The 14,724-nt window shown below is 50.2% G+C and carries 11 protein-coding genes; 6 read left to right on the top strand and 5 right to left on the bottom strand.

Annotation, left to right across the window (positions count from 1 at the left end):
* Positions 1-218 precede the first annotated feature (218 nt).
* Positions 219-1,340, bottom strand: a complete 1,122-nt coding sequence (locus AC27N8_RS23890; RefSeq protein WP_487070068.1) for a lipid II:glycine glycyltransferase FemX — start codon at positions 1,338-1,340, stop codon at positions 219-221.
* A gap of 5 nt (positions 1,341-1,345) precedes the next feature.
* Positions 1,346-1,909: a GNAT family N-acetyltransferase gene (locus AC27N8_RS23885; protein ID WP_487070066.1), complete on the bottom strand. Its 564-nt coding sequence runs from the start codon at positions 1,907-1,909 to the stop codon at positions 1,346-1,348.
* A 552-nt stretch (positions 1,910-2,461) separates the two neighbouring features.
* On the opposite strand from AC27N8_RS23885, the gene AC27N8_RS23880 reads away from it, so the two are divergent.
* The gene (locus tag AC27N8_RS23880; RefSeq protein WP_487070064.1) at positions 2,462-3,868 is read left to right on the top strand and encodes a S53 family peptidase; all 1,407 of its coding nucleotides are present in this window, start codon (positions 2,462-2,464) and stop codon (positions 3,866-3,868) included.
* Between the two features lie 110 nt (positions 3,869-3,978).
* Here the strand turns inward: AC27N8_RS23880 and AC27N8_RS23875 are convergent, their stop codons facing one another.
* Together AC27N8_RS23875 and AC27N8_RS23870 are read right to left on the bottom strand one after the other, a co-directional pair.
* A complete protein-coding gene (locus AC27N8_RS23875) occupies positions 3,979-4,986 on the bottom strand; it encodes a glycosyltransferase family 2 protein (RefSeq protein ID WP_487070062.1) in 1,008 nt (335 codons plus the stop codon).
* A gap of 357 nt (positions 4,987-5,343) precedes the next feature.
* Positions 5,344-6,660 carry a GNAT family N-acetyltransferase gene (locus AC27N8_RS23870; protein ID WP_487070060.1) on the bottom strand — a complete coding sequence of 439 codons (1,317 nt, stop codon included), beginning with the start codon at positions 6,658-6,660 and terminating at the stop codon, positions 5,344-5,346.
* Positions 6,661-6,818: 158 nt separating this feature from the next.
* Between AC27N8_RS23870 and AC27N8_RS23865 the strand changes: the two genes are divergently transcribed.
* The 5 genes from AC27N8_RS23865 to cydC all read left to right on the top strand — a co-directional run bounded on the left by AC27N8_RS23865 (position 6,819) and on the right by cydC (position 13,954).
* Positions 6,819-7,313 (top strand): YbaK/EbsC family protein, encoded by a 495-nt coding sequence (locus tag AC27N8_RS23865; protein ID WP_487070058.1) that lies wholly within the window; start codon positions 6,819-6,821, stop codon positions 7,311-7,313.
* Positions 7,314-7,729: 416 nt separating this feature from the next.
* Positions 7,730-9,115: a cytochrome ubiquinol oxidase subunit I gene (locus AC27N8_RS23860; RefSeq protein ID WP_487070056.1), complete on the top strand. Its 1,386-nt coding sequence runs from the start codon at positions 7,730-7,732 to the stop codon at positions 9,113-9,115.
* Between the two features lie 39 nt (positions 9,116-9,154).
* Positions 9,155-10,174 (top strand): cytochrome d ubiquinol oxidase subunit II, encoded by a 1,020-nt coding sequence (gene cydB, locus AC27N8_RS23855; RefSeq protein ID WP_487070054.1) that lies wholly within the window; start codon positions 9,155-9,157, stop codon positions 10,172-10,174.
* A gap of 268 nt (positions 10,175-10,442) precedes the next feature.
* The gene (cydD, locus tag AC27N8_RS23850; RefSeq protein ID WP_487070052.1) at positions 10,443-12,197 is read left to right on the top strand and encodes a thiol reductant ABC exporter subunit CydD; all 1,755 of its coding nucleotides are present in this window, start codon (positions 10,443-10,445) and stop codon (positions 12,195-12,197) included.
* Complete coding sequence (gene cydC, locus AC27N8_RS23845; RefSeq protein WP_487070050.1) at positions 12,194-13,954, top strand: thiol reductant ABC exporter subunit CydC; 1,761 nt, start codon at positions 12,194-12,196, stop codon at positions 13,952-13,954. Before cydD ends, cydC begins: the two co-directional genes overlap by 4 nt.
* 25 nt (positions 13,955-13,979) lie before the next feature.
* Here cydC and AC27N8_RS23840 read toward each other — a convergent pair whose 3' ends face one another.
* Positions 13,980-14,429, bottom strand: a complete 450-nt coding sequence (locus AC27N8_RS23840; RefSeq protein ID WP_487070048.1) for a nitroreductase family deazaflavin-dependent oxidoreductase — start codon at positions 14,427-14,429, stop codon at positions 13,980-13,982.
* Between the last annotated feature and the right edge of the window lie 295 nt (positions 14,430-14,724).

Genomic DNA, 14,724 nt, shown 5'->3' with positions numbered 1-14,724 from the left:
CTTCTCCTCAGTGTGTCAAGCGAAGCGAGGACACCGTAGCGTCGCACGCTCGCGTGCGATGTCCCACTCGACGTATGATCAGGTGCGACAGCGTTGCGCGTCAAGAGCGGGCTGCCTCGTACGAGCCACTGGGACATCGCACGCGAGCGTGCGACGCTACAAGGTCTTCGCGTTGCTCGACCTATCTCTGCTTTACCTCTTAAGGTGATACAGATATCTCAATCGGCATCGAACACAACTTCTGGTACCCCTGATAGCAGTGGACGCTCAATATCGATATTCTGTCGTTCTTTATGCCTCTGCTCTCGACCCATCTCGGTCAACTTACGCCAGGGCTTGTAGATCAGTGGCTGATAAATATAATCCTGTGTGGGCATCGTCAGACGCGAGAAGCCACCAAAGCCTCTTTTATACTCGTAGGCATCCCATTGATCCTCGCCGGGGACCAGCACGTCAGGAATAGAGCGAAAGTCAAAGAAACGACATCCCCGCATCTGCGCCCATTGTACGGCCGAGTATTGCAGTTGATAGGTGAGAGGCTGCGGCCATAAGTCATCCGCATAGCCAGTAAACATATCCCAACACCAATCGCCAAAGCGCAGGAGCAACTTGGCGGCGATCACACGTCCCTCGCGCTCGGCCAGCAGGATAGTCGCATCATTGCTGGCAGCAAAGGTCCGCCACAGACGCCAATGATAATCTCGACTGTGCACAAACACGCCATCACGCTCACTCGCATGTGAGAGCAACATATAATAGGTGTGGAAGTCGCTCTCACTGCGTGCCTCATAGACAGTGACGCCTTGCCGCTCGGCATTCCGGATAGATTGCTGCCACATGAGTTGAAAGTCAGCAAAAAGCTGATCTCTCGTGGGACGAATATCAAGGACCCAGGAACGTCGCCCATGGACCGAATTGGGATTGCTCTGAAAGCCAGCCTTATAATAAGCAGCGAGCCAGATATCCAGATCGGGATCATCGTCGGCAATATTGGGTTCAACGCGTAAAACAATCGCATGCTCGCGCTGTGCAATACCATCAATATGCTTGAGCAGGCGCGTAAGGATGCTTGCATCAAGACGCTCAAGAACTGGTCCACGCACGCAATACAGCCACGTAGGACGTAATTTCGGCAACGGTAACGACACGGAGGAGACAATCAGTAACATGGTGCCGATCAGGCGGCCATCGTCGAGGATGCCGAGGCGATAGACACGCTCACCCAACTCCTGACTGAACTCGCTCCACTCATAAGACTGTAGAAAATGTCCATGGGACTGATGCAACAAAAAGTTGTTCCACAGCTCCCGATCATTGATTTCCTGGATCGTGATACTCATGTGCACTACAACGTTTCTAAATACTCGCTCCGTAGCAGACTATAAACGCGCACATTGTGGTACTTGCCAAATCGGGGGATCACTTCACGGAGAGTGCCCTCGTATTTGAAGCCGGCCTTCTCATCGGCCCGCCAGCCACCAATATTCTCTTCCATATCCTGCGTTTGAATGCGGTTCAGGTTCAACTCTTGATACCCATATTGCAGCATCAACCTGGTCGCTTCCGTCCCAAAGCCTTTGCCGTGGATCGTACGATCACCGATAATCACATAAAATTCGGCACTCTGGTTCAACAGATTGATGTCTTTGAGTCCCACCAGGCCGATCAGGCGATTATCCGCCTTCATCGCCACTCCAAACAAAATATGGCGTGTATCCTTATAAAAAGTTTCTAGCCGCTCCTTACCACGCGAATCGCTGGTAGGATAGACTGAAAAATAGCGACGAATGTCAGCATCATTCATCCACGTCGAATAATGATGATTATCTTGAGAGGGCTCCAAAGGTCGTAAATACAGACGCTCCCCAACCACAAAGGGATTCTGTAATTCTACTGTATCCTCAGCCATAATTCTCACTTCCCTTCTTTGCAAGCTTACTTCTAATACTCGCACAATTCCAGCAAAAGTATAGCATAGGGCCAGATATGAGGCAATTTTATCACCTTATACGTAGGTCATTTGTTTGATCCAACGATAGGAGCGAAGATTATACAGCCCATTAGTCCTATATAACATTTAGAGCTAAAACATTCTATTATAATTGCAGAGATTATAGGTAATTTCATCTTTCACTCCTCTCTTACATGGACTCTCCATATAGACGTTAAGCGCCAGCGAATGCTCTCTAAAAGTACATGTATGCTTATCGGAAATCTTGCTATTAGCGGCGCAATGGTTCAGCTTATTTTTGGTGCTATACGCCCTAGTTACTACTTCAGGCTACATTACCTGTCTGTATAAAATATCCATAAAAGTACGTATCTGTACCGATAATTGTCAACTATTTTATCAATGGAATAAAAGACTAGTAAATTCATTCTAAATCTTCTATAATAATTATCAGGTTCCTAATATGAACCTTCTACAACAGTCTCTTTTTATCTAGGGGGATTATTTGTAATGCAAGAACGTATGATATCTTCTCGTATATCTTATGTTACTCTCGCTTGCGCACTTCTACTAGTTGCACTATTAGAAGGTCTGTATGCGCAGAATGCGGCAGCCACTCCGGCCAGCCATGTCAGCCCTCACTCTGTTTCTGTCAAGCCCCATCATATTTTTGTCGGTAATACTGAGGCCACGACCTACAAATGTCAGTCGAACACGGCCGCCGTACGCTGCTATGGACCATCACAGATCCGTAACGCCTACAGCATCCAGCCACTGCTCAACAAAGGCATCACAGGCAAAGGAACCACAATAGTTATCCTTGATGCGTATGGAGCACCCAATATTAAAAGTGACCTCCATACATTTGATCAGACCTTTGGATTGAAAGATCCCATCCTCAACATCATACCTGGCCAGGGCTCTCTCCCCACCTGGGATCCAAATGATCCACTGGATCAGGGCTGGGCTGGTGAGATCGCATTGGACGTTGAATGGTCCCATGTCGTTGCTCCAGATGCCACCATTGATCTGGTCATCTCAAAAACCAGCAACGATTCTGATCTGGTCGCTTCCCTCAACTACGCCATCAGCAAGAATCTGGGCGATGTCGTCTCGATGAGCTTCGGCGAAGACGAGAACTGCCTGGATGCTGCTACAAATGCCGCCTGGCATTCAGCCTTTGCTGCCGCCACCAAAAAAGGCATCACCCTGTTTGCATCCGCTGGTGATGATGGTGCAGCACAGGTAAATTGTGCTGGTACAGCATACGAGCAAGTCGCATCGTCTCCTGCTACTGATCCTCTGGTCACAGGCGTTGGTGGTACACAGTTGGTTGCAGACGCGACAACTGGTGCCTATCAAAGCGAGACCACCTGGAACGAGCCTACATACGAAGTTGGTACTGGTGGTGGTTATAGCCATGTCTATCCCAAACCATTCTACCAGTATGGGAACAAAAACATCGTTGGTACTGGCCGCGGCGAGCCTGATGTGGCTTACAACGCAGCCATCAACGGTGGCGTATTGACCGTCACTTCTGACAGTGGTTATGGAGCCAATGCAGTCTTAATCTCCGGTGGCACCAGTTCAGGCTCTCCACAGTGGGCCGGTATTGCTGCCCTTGCCAATCAGCTGGGACACAAGCGCTTAGGCTTGATCAATCCCTACCTGTACCTGGCCTTTGGATTAAGCAAACCAATCTATACATCGACATTCCACGATATTACGACCGGCACCAACGGTATCACGCTTGAGGATGCAGCAGGGAATCCCCAGACCTTCCCGGGCTACAATGCTCAAAAAGGTTGGGATGCCACAACCGGTTGGGGCTCTCCCATCGTGTCGAAGTTTGTACCTTTGATCTCACTCTTGACCATCGGTGCGCAATATAGCAAGCAGATTGGTTCGATGAGATAAACTAGCTCAGAGTTCCAGAGATGTTTACATTGAAGCATCTCCAGATAAAAATGCAGGGGACAGATCCATATATTGGAACTGTCCCCTGTGTTTATATCTCTATTGTTCAGTCAATGTTCAACCCGACGAGGACTGATCTCTTCATCATCTTTAGAAAAGCCCAGTTCGTGATGGACGATATAGAGTGGGCGTGCGCGTACTTCGTCATAGATACGACCAAGATACTCACCAATGATACCCAGAAAAATAAGTTGGATACCACCCAGGAAGAGCACCAGAATTAAGGTCGAGGCTTGTCCAACGATGGCATCGGTCACCAGTCGTAAGAATGCAGCAACCACTATTCCCAGCAGGCTGATGCCCGCAAGGATGAAGCCCAGGGTGGTCGCAAGTTGTAGAGGTAGATGACTAAAACTCGTGATAGCATCCAGCGAGAAACTAACCATCTTGCGCAACGGATATTTGGACGCGCCTGCATAACGCTCATGGCGATCATACAAAACTGCTTCCTGACGAAAACCCACCCAGGAAGACAATCCGCGCATAAAGCGATGATGCTCTCGCAAGGTAATCAACGTATTCACAACAGTACGATCCATCAGGCGAAAGTCACCCACGTTACGCGGAATATGAATAGAGGTGATACGATCAATCAAGCGATAAAAAATCGAGGCCGTGACCAGTTTAAACTTTGTCTCTCCGACACGCGAGGTACGTTGTGCGTAGACAACCTCGGCTCCCTCTTTCCAACGTGCAATCAGATTAGGAATCACTTCAGGAGGATCTTGCAGATCGGAATCAATCACAACGACAGCTTTTCCACTTGCATAGTCAAGTCCCGCGGAGATGGCAATCTGATGCCCAAAGTTACGCGAAAAGTCCAGGATATGCACACGTGCATCTCTCTCATGCAAATCTTTCATTACATTGAAAGATCCATCTTTACTGCCATCGTTTACAAGAATCAACTCAAACGGCTCACCCAGGCCCTCCATGACCTGGATCATCCGTGAGTAAAATTGTGGAAGAGTCTCCTCCTCATTAAAGACTGGAGCTATGATAGAGTAGACAGGCTGTGCAAAAGCCTGCGATACTTCATCTCTCTGGGGAGCAATCATGTATATTTCTCCTCATATTCCTCACAAGGATCATGTCTCATCGATAACCTCCATAGTTTGCATCTCTTTAGATGCGGAGGGCAGACTGCGGTATCATAATAACAACCGTTTTTGCAAAAAACGGTATGTTCGTTATAAGAAATTTTATCAGAGACGTGATACAAATGCCTAGTGCAAAATCATCTAATTCATTCAGTATTCTATTCTCTTTTTTTTACTGAGACTCAAGGAACCATGAAATTGGATTTTTGCCAAGGCTAGCACGATTACGCTTACAAAGCCAGCAATAATGACTAATGGACTAGAGCCTGCACCTGGCGGAGTATGAAAATTCCGCATTCTGGCTTCTCTTACGATTTACATATCCATCGTCTTTCTGATCAGGTCCGCGATTTCGTGATGCTGAAGATGTTGTGCCCATCCCAGGGCAGTTGATTGAAATCGTGCGTCGACCAGACTCAGGTCTGGATGCGCGGACAAAAGGAGTTGGGCTAGTTCATCATCGTTGCGCTCAACCGCGACATGCAAGGGAGTAAGCTGCATGATCCCCAGACGCACATTCGCCTGCTCAGGAGCGGTCTGAAGGAGAGCATGAACGCGTTCTTTCCAACCAAGATCCCAGGCCGAAAGCACATCGAGGTCGGCTCCATGCTGAAAAAGCCATTCAGCGGTCGCAGGCTGTCGACATTGTACGGCGATCTGCAATAATGAAAGGCCACTCGGCAGACGTTCGTTCAAGACATGAGCATGAGACTGTGCGCTCAACGTGGTCAGGAGCGAAATATCGCCACGTCCAACCGCTTCAGCGTGGGTCAGCAGAATAGGAGCAGGCTCAGGTGCCATCAAGGTATTGACACGGAGAATCCAGGTGCGCCCATAGCCGGCTGAGCGAAAGCCGAGACGCCGATAGGTCGGCTCTCCCAGAGAGGTCGCATTGAGAACTGCGTGATGACATCCCATTTGCCGAGCAAAATGACAGGCTGTAAACGTCAGAGCTTTTCCAATCCCCTGATTGCGTGCCTCCGGGACAACCCCAACATCAAAGATACCGGCGACACCCAGGGGTCCCAGTGTCAGATTGAGAGCACAATGTCCGACCAACTTGCCATCCAACCAGGCCACAACATAGCGCACCAGACAAGTAGACGTGTCCTGATGGCGTGGGCTGGTATTAACTGTTTGCTGATCATAATAAGGTAGATCAGTCACGGGATAGCTCGGAAGCTCAGTAAGGATCTCCAATGTGACAGAAGGCAAGACTGGAAAAGAAGCAGCCAGGGAACGAAAATCCAGCCACATCCAGTGGGGAAGCCAATTCGACTCAAAGCCACGCGCCAGCAAGCGGCTCTCCAGATCGAGCGGCTCCGGCGGATAAAGCGACCAGCAGAGCACATCCTTGAAGGGCTGATGTTGACGATAATATGCCAGCATCGACTCAATACGCTCATCGGCAGACGAGGCGTCAAACCGAGGAAAGAGGATCAGCCCATCATAATGCAAGCGTGGCGAATAAGCCCAGACAACATCGTCACGATACTGCACATCTCCTCCACTAAGGAGAATGGCATGTATAACCCATGCCCGCATATTTTCTATCATGGCCTGAAGTAAGCATGCTCGAGTTGTATCAGCATCCAAAAACGAAGATGATGATGTCTCAAAAGTCTTGTCCATAAAATCAGCGACCTCTTCAGGATATAAAACATACTCATATGATACTCATAAAATGAAAATAAAGTAACACTTTGTGCACGAATTTCACATAACTTTGATCATGAGATATACTATCAGCATGGAAACAGAGATTGCGCACGTAAAGGAGGGAAACTCGCATGGCCAAGAAAATACGCACGCTGGCAATGCGCGTCCTCGACGCTCAGAAGATACAGTATAGCGTCCATCAGTTTCCTGACACGATCCACAACGCCGAAGAGGTAGCCGCGCAGATCGGCCTGCCAGCTGCGCAGGTCTTTAAAACCCTCGTCGTGATCCGTGAGGATCAGATCAACGCCCACCCGCTGCTCGTCATGGTCCCTGCCAATCGGGAGCTCGACCTACGACACCTCGCACAACAGATAGGAGTCAAAGCCGTCCGCATGGCCAGACATGATCAGGCCGAAAAGTTGACTGGACTCAAAGTTGGCGGCATCTCGGCCCTCGCCCTGCTCAACCGTCCCTTCGACATGTATCTAGATGCAAGCGCCTCCAACTTTCAAGAGATCGCCATCAGCGGAGGACAGCGTGGCATCAACCTGCAACTCAATGTCGATGACCTGCTCAAACTTACAGACGCTCAGATCGTCACCACCACCTCTCCCCAATCATAATCTCCTCAGCATCGACTGGCCGGCTCTCCTCAGGGAAGGGCGATGACGCCCTAAGGTATCACCCGCAGGATACGATCATCTAAGGTTATTGTATCAGATACACTAAGGTGTGATAGATCGGCCTGGATGGCTGGCTGATCCAAGCCCGAAATGTCTGTTATATACATCTTTCGATATTATTACATTTTTAAAACACTCCTCTAAAGCCCCTGGGATAGGTCAATAGCTGATCGCTGTTATGGACAAGAGCGACATCTACCTTAATTGTGCTGATTCAACGCTTCCAATAATCAGGTCAGTAATCGGGTAAACATCTGATGTCCGCTGGGGACCGCGAGTGGCATACTATGCTTGTACGAAAAAGAAAAAGCAATGAAGCAACTATTGGATGGCACATTCTATTAAGGAGCGCATCTGTGGATGCATTAACACTCTCACGAATTCAATTTGGTAGCACGATTATCTACCATTTCCTCTTTGTTCCGTTAACAATGGGGCTTTCGCTCATGATCGCCATCATGGAAAGCATGTATGTGCGGAGCGGAAATGATACCTATAAGCGTATGGCCCAATTCTGGGGTAAGCTTTTCATCATCAACTTCTCACTTGGAGTGGTGACCGGTATTGTGCAAGAATTCCAGTTCGGTATGAACTGGTCAGAATATTCACGCTTTGTAGGCGACGTCTTTGGGGCTCCACTAGCGATTGAAGCCTTATTAGCCTTCTTTCTAGAATCCACATTCTTAGGAATATGGATCTTTGGATGGGAGAAGCTTTCCAGGAAACTCCACCTGACAGCTATCTGGCTGGTGGCGATCGCTTCAACGCTGTCGGCATTTTGGATTATGGTCGCCAATGCCTTTATGCAACAGCCGGTCGGCTATGTGATCCGCAACGGTCGCGCAGAGATGACAGACTTCTTTGCCCTCCTGAAGAATCCGATGCTATGGGCACAGTTCCCACACGTCTTCTTTGGAGCAGTTACAACTGGAGCCTTCTTCGTCGTCGGTATCTCGGCCTATCACTTCCTCAAGAAATCAAAGGATCATGATTTCTTTCAGCGCTCGATGCGTATCGGTCTGATCATCGCGCTGGTGGGAAGTATGGCTACGGCGATCACAGGACACTTGAGTGGTCAGTATGTGGTGGCGCAACAGCCGATGAAGATGGCGGCGGCTGAGGATCTCTGGGATACGGAGAGTCCTGCCTCGTTCTCGCTGTTCTCGATCGGCGATCAGCAAAACATGAAAGACGTCGTCGCCATCAAGGTTCCCTACCTGCTCAGCTTCCTGTCTAACGACACCTTAACAGGGAAGGTCGAAGGCATCAAAGACTTGCAGGCTCAGTACGTCAGGGAATATGGTCCTGGCAACTACATCCCGCCGGTCTTCGTGACCTACTGGAGCTTCCGCTTCATGTTTGCTACGGGTACGCTGCTGGCGTTGATTGCACTGGGAGGCATCTACCTCTTGTGGAAAAAGCGTCTTGAGGAAAAGAGATGGTTTCTCTGGTTACTGGTTGGATCGATTGCCTTGCCATATATCGCCAATACGGCTGGCTGGGTGCTGGCGGAGATTGGTCGGCAGCCGTGGCTCGTGACCGGATTATTAAAGACTTCTGCGGGCGTATCAACATCGGTAAGTCCAATCATGATCTTGATCTCGCTGATCACCTTCATCGTTGTCTACGGGATACTGGCAGTTGTCGATGCATTCCTGCTCTTCAAGTTCGGTCGTCTGGGAGCCGAGGCCGTTGAGGAACACCTCGAGAGTAAGGAAGAGGAGTTAGTAGCTGTATATTAGCGGAGCTCTCATAGAGCTCCGTCGGCGGAAGAGGGATTTATGAATTTACACATATTATGGGGCACTTTAATTGTCATCCTCTTCACAGGTTTCTTCGTGCTAGAAGGCTTCGACTATGGCGTTGGTATCCTCTCTCCATTTCTGGGGAGGGACAACAACGAGCGTCGCATGGTTATCAACGCGATCGGCCCGTTTTGGGATGGCAATGAGGTCTGGATCATTACTGCTGGCGGCGCAATGTTTGCCGCTTTTCCAGATTGGTATGCAACATTATTCAGTGGTTTCTATTTAGAGATGTTCCTGATATTATTAGCTCTCATCGTCCGTGGAGTCTCCATCGAGTTCCGCAGCCTGCTTATAGGACTGCGCTGGAAAGGCATCTGGGACACATTATTCTTTGTCGGTAGCCTCCTGCCAGGTTTTCTCTGGGGAGTGGTTATCGCGAATCTGATCCATGGAGTGCCGGTCGACGCGAAGATGAAATATGTCGGCACGCTCCTGACACCATTTAATCCCTTTGCCCTGCTGTGTGGCCTGACGGTGGTCGCTCTATTCGCCCTACATGGAGCTATCTTCCTGACTCTTCGTCTGGAAGGAACACTGCTAGAGCGCGCAGAAAGAGCCGCCAAACGCCTCTGGTTACCAGTCGTCATCCTACTCGTGGCGCTCGTCGGCTTTGGATATAGTAGTTCAAGCGTCTTTCAGCAACTCATTCTGAATGTCCGATTGTTACCGTTTGGTTATGCCCTGCTGGCAGCACTGGTCTCAATCCCCTTGCTTGTAAGGCGTCATCATAGTGGTTGGGCCTTCACCATGACATCGGTAATCATCGTCCTATCTGGAGTCATCATTGGACTGGGCTCTGTCCCGAATGTCATGGTCTCAAGCCTCAATCCGGCCTGGAATCTGACCATCTATAACGCATCGTCCAGCCCCTACACGCTCACCGTCTTGAGCTGGATCGGTCTGACAATTGTACCGATCGTCCTACTGTATCAAGCCTGGAACTATTATATATTCCGACAACGCATCCAGCCCAATCACATCGGACATTATTAAAACCGAAGCTCGCCGACGCTACGGGGTTGCCTCAAGAACTGATGGTGCTACAATACTATAAGGCAAGCAAAAAGAGGTCGAGCGCAGCGAAGACCTTGTAGCGTCGCACGCTCGCGTGCGATGTCCCAGTGACTCGTACGAGACAGTTGGAGCTCGGCGCGCCACACTGGCCTGCCTGATCGTACGTCGAGTGGGACATCGCACGCGAGCGTGCGACGCTACAGTGTACATGGTCCGATAGTTTGTCGACGCAATCAGGAACGGTGTCATGAATATAAATAAACGTCTACTTCAATACGTCAAGACGATGCGTATCTATATAGTAATTGTGGGGCTACTCAGTTTTTTTACGGCGATCGCACTCGTACTACAATCTCATTACATTGCCCAGATTATTAACGACTCATTTCTCAACAGGCGCTCATTGGCGCAACTGTCGCTGGCCCTGCTCATTCTCCTGGGAGTCCTGGTCGGTCGCGCTCTGATTGTGTGGTGCAACGAGATCGCAACGAATTTTGTGGCGGGAACGGTCAAGAGTGATCTGCGTTTGCGCCTCTTCAAACATATTCTCAAGCTGGGACCGATGTATGTGCGCGGCGAGCGCAGTGGAGAGATCGCCAATACAACAACAGAAGCTGTAGAGGCTCTGGATGCTTATTTCAATCTCTTTTTTCCACAAGTATGTGCAACCGTAATTATCCCACTCACAATTTTAATCGTGGTCTTCCGCACCGATCCACTTTCAGGAGTGGTTCTGCTTGTGACCTGGCCCGTGTTGCCCGTCTTTATGATCCTGATCGGACTCCAGGCCAACGCCATCACGGCAAAGCGCTGGCAGCAGATGAGTCTGCTCAGCGCACACTTCCTCGATGTGTTGCAGGGGATGACGACGCTCAAGCTCTTCGGTCGCAACAAGCTGCAACAACAGACGATCCAGCGTGTCAGCGAGCGCTACGGCGCGACCACGATGGGAGTGCTACGCGTTGCATTTCTATCCTCGTTCGTGATGGAGCTGGGATCAACGATCAGCAACGCCATCATTGCCGTTGAAATTGGATTGCGACTCGTCTACGGAAGCATCCCATTTGAGCCAGCTTTCTTTGTACTGCTCCTGACACCTGAATTCTACCAGCCATTGCGCAATCTGGGGACACAGTTCCATGCCAGCATGAACAGCGCGGCAGGTGCGCAACGCATCTTCGATATCCTCGAAACGCCAGCGCAGATACCATCAACGAACGAGACAGCCACAGACGCTTCACTAGAGCACACGCTGACACTGACAGACATCCACTACGCCTATCCAGGCACAGACAAAGATGAAAGCCCGCATGAGGCGCTCAAAGGTATCTCATTCTGCATCGAGCGCGGACAAAAAGTCGCCCTGGTGGGCAAGAGTGGCGCAGGTAAGAGCACGCTTGCCAGTCTGCTACTGCGCTTCATTGAGACAGAGCAAGGAACAATCTCTGCCGACGGTACCGATATTAGAAATTTCTCGGCACAATCATGGCGAACACAGGTTGCCTGGCAGCCCCAGCGTCCCTATCTCTTCAACACGACGGTGGCTGAAAACATTCGTCTGGGGAAGCCTGATGCCAGCATGGAAGAGGTCATAGCGGCCGCCAGACAGGCACATCTCGACGAGGTTATACAGGCCCTACCACAGGGCTATGAGACATCGATTGGCGAGCGCGGAACGCGTCTGAGTGGTGGACAGCTGCAACGCTTAAGTCTGGCGCGTGCGCTCCTTAAAAACAGCCCTCTCTTCTTACTGGACGAGGCAACCTCGACGCTCGATGGCGAGAGCGAAACGCAGATCTTAAAGACCATTGATCAGATCGCCGCAGAGCATTTTATCTTGATAATTGCCCATAGACTAAATACTATCAGTAGCGCGGATCGTATTGTGGTTCTCAATGATGGACAGGTCGCGGATAGTGGAACGCATCAGGAATTACTGGCTCGATCGCCGCTCTATCAAGAACTCATCAAAGCGTATGAAGCAGAGGAGGCAACAGTATGAATAGCACGTTGAAACGCCTGATCCAACTGGCGTGGCCTATCAGGAATTGGATGCTTCTTGCGGCTCTGCTCGGTAGCTTTACTGTCATGAGTGGCATCGGATTGCTAACCACTTCTGGCTATCTGATCTCGGAAGCGGCACTACATCCATCGGTCGCCCTGCTTCAGGTAGCAATTGTGGGAGTACGCTTCTTCGGCATTTCCCGAGGCATCTTCCGCTATCTGGAGCGCCTCGTCTCGCACAAAGCCACATTTGGCCTGCTCGCCAAGCTGCGTGTCTGGTTTTATACAGCGCTGGAGCCCTTGATTCCTGCACGCCTGCTCGAACAAAGAGAAGGTCAGGCACATGAGCTACGCAGTGGCGATATCCTCCGACGTGCGGTGTCAGATATCGATACGCTCCAGAACTTTTATCTGCGTATTCTGGCTCCGCCACTGGTTGCAGTCATCATCGGCATCGTCATGTGGATCTTCTTTGGTTTCTTTGGCGCAATCTTTGGACTGATCTTCATCGCCTTCTACCTCATTACCAGCATCGTGATTCCCACCTTAGCACATTTACTAGGCCAACGCGTGAACCGTGAACTGGTCAGCACACAAGCCGATCTGGAGACACATCTCGTAGACAGCGTCCAGGGTATCGCCGACCTGATCGCCTTTGGTCAGGAGGAACACGAAGCCCGGCATATCCAGGATCTGAACAAGCGCCTGCGCAAGTTACAGATGACCAACGCCTATATCAGCGGGATGCAGGGAACATTGACCAATCTGCTGATCAATCTATCGGCGTGGGTAATGCTCTTCACCGCCATCCCATACGTCTATCGTGGACAGCTCAGCGGCGTCCTGCTAGCCGTCCTGGTCATGGGAGCGCTCGCCAGCTTCGAAGGAGTCATGCCGCTTGCAGGCTCATTTCAGCAGTTAGGAGGCAGCCTGGAAGCAGCACGGCGTCTCTTTGAGATCGTAGATGCCAAACCGGCGGTCATTAATCCGACGGCACCATCGCCAGGCGCTGAGAACCAGACAATCCAGGCTGAACACCTGAACTTCCGCTATGACGCAAGCGAGCCGTATGTCCTGCACGATATCAACTTCACCGTGCAGCAGGGTAAATGTCTGATCGTCGTTGGACCAAGCGGATCGGGAAAATCAACGCTCGCCCATCTGTTGTTGCGCTTCTGGGACTATCACGAGGGGAAGATTGAGCTTGGTGGCCATCCACTGCCAGAGTACCAGTTGGATGATCTCTACAAACTTGTGAGCGTCGTTGAGCAGGACACGCACCTTTTTAACACCTCGATACGTGACAACCTCATGATCGCACGCTCAAACGTCACGGAAGAGCAGATGATTGAAGCGTCCAGACAGGCTCAGTTGCATGACTTCATCCTGACGCTGCCTCGTGGCTATGATACACAGGTCGGCGAGCAAGGTCTGCGCCTGAGCGGAGGCGAACGCCAGCGTGTTGCTATCGCCCGCGCCTTCCTCAAAGATGCTCCCATCCTCATCCTGGATGAGCCGACCGTCAACCTGGATGCTATCACCGAACGAGCTATCCTGGAGGCAATCAATACGTTACGTCAGCAGCGCACTACCTTTATGGTCACGCATCGACTCATCGAGATGGAGATGGCCGACGAAATCTTGTTCCTACAAGAAGGCCAGATCGTCGAACGTGGCACCCACACCGCCCTTCTGGAAGCCGAAGGACTCTATTGGCGCATGTGGCAACAACAGCGCACACGCGCCGAGGTATAAGTATCCTGATTACTTTTCTATGTGCTTAGATTCTTGTTAAAACAACTACCGGGAGAATACGAGAAGTGTTTTGTTGATAGAGACCAAAACCAGGCTCTTCCTGCACAGCGTTGGCAAAGAGACGATCACGTTCCTCGCGCTCTGGAATCGTCGCACGGACGTTGATCGTCTCGGTGCCCACCTCAATCGAGACTTCTGGATGCGCTTTGATATTGTAGTACCAATCAGGATTGGTTGGTTCACCACCTTTGGAGGCTACAATCACGAAGTTGTCACCATCTTTCAGATATCCCAGGGGATTGACGCGCGGCTGATTACTCTTGGCCCCACGGGTGTGCAGCAAGAGCGCATTATGGCCCTCAAATGGACCACCAAGTTTGCCACCATTAGCACGGAACTCCTCAATAACCAGTTTATTATTATCGTTGACCGTTTTTGCATCGAAAGAACTACCAGGAGCAAAATCATCGCTCATATATAAATCTCCTTGACAGGTATTTTAGGTTTACAGGTATTTCAGGTTTACCAGTAAGAGCTTACCCCAGTATCGAGAAAAGAAAAAAGATCATTTGGTATCATTTTCGGGTATCATTTTTGTGGAAGGTATCATCTTGTCGATGTTGTACCTCTCCATTTAGATTTGTCTGATGTGCATTAATCATAAGCTATTAATGAGTATGATAGAATCAGATCGCTACTGCTCGCCTGGTGGTAAATTGTCGCACACGGCTGTTGTGATCCAGACGATCAAACAATAACTTTCTTTTGAA

The sequence above is a fragment of the Dictyobacter sp. Z7_2 genome (assembly GCF_057551105.1).
The sequence above is the reverse complement of the archived record's forward strand: the minus strand, read 5'-3'. Positions and strand labels throughout refer to the sequence as shown.

Excerpts from the sequence above, each read along its gene's own strand:
- AC27N8_RS23890 (WP_487070068.1), bottom strand. The coding sequence starts at position 1,340 with ATGAGTATCACGATCCAGGAAATCAATGATCGGGAGCTGTGGAACAAC.
- AC27N8_RS23885 (WP_487070066.1), bottom strand. The coding sequence starts at position 1,909 with ATGGCTGAGGATACAGTAGAATTACAGAATCCCTTTGTGGTTGGGGAG.
- AC27N8_RS23880 (WP_487070064.1), top strand. The coding sequence starts at position 2,462 with ATGCAAGAACGTATGATATCTTCTCGTATATCTTATGTTACTCTCGCT.
- AC27N8_RS23875 (WP_487070062.1), bottom strand. The coding sequence starts at position 4,986 with ATGATTGCTCCCCAGAGAGATGAAGTATCGCAGGCTTTTGCACAGCCT.
- AC27N8_RS23870 (WP_487070060.1), bottom strand. The coding sequence starts at position 6,660 with ATGGACAAGACTTTTGAGACATCATCATCTTCGTTTTTGGATGCTGAT.
- AC27N8_RS23865 (WP_487070058.1), top strand. The coding sequence starts at position 6,819 with ATGGCCAAGAAAATACGCACGCTGGCAATGCGCGTCCTCGACGCTCAG.
- cydB (WP_487070054.1), top strand. The coding sequence starts at position 9,155 with ATGAATTTACACATATTATGGGGCACTTTAATTGTCATCCTCTTCACA.
- cydD (WP_487070052.1), top strand. The coding sequence starts at position 10,443 with ATGAATATAAATAAACGTCTACTTCAATACGTCAAGACGATGCGTATC.
- cydC (WP_487070050.1), top strand. The coding sequence starts at position 12,194 with ATGAATAGCACGTTGAAACGCCTGATCCAACTGGCGTGGCCTATCAGG.
- AC27N8_RS23840 (WP_487070048.1), bottom strand. The coding sequence starts at position 14,429 with ATGAGCGATGATTTTGCTCCTGGTAGTTCTTTCGATGCAAAAACGGTC.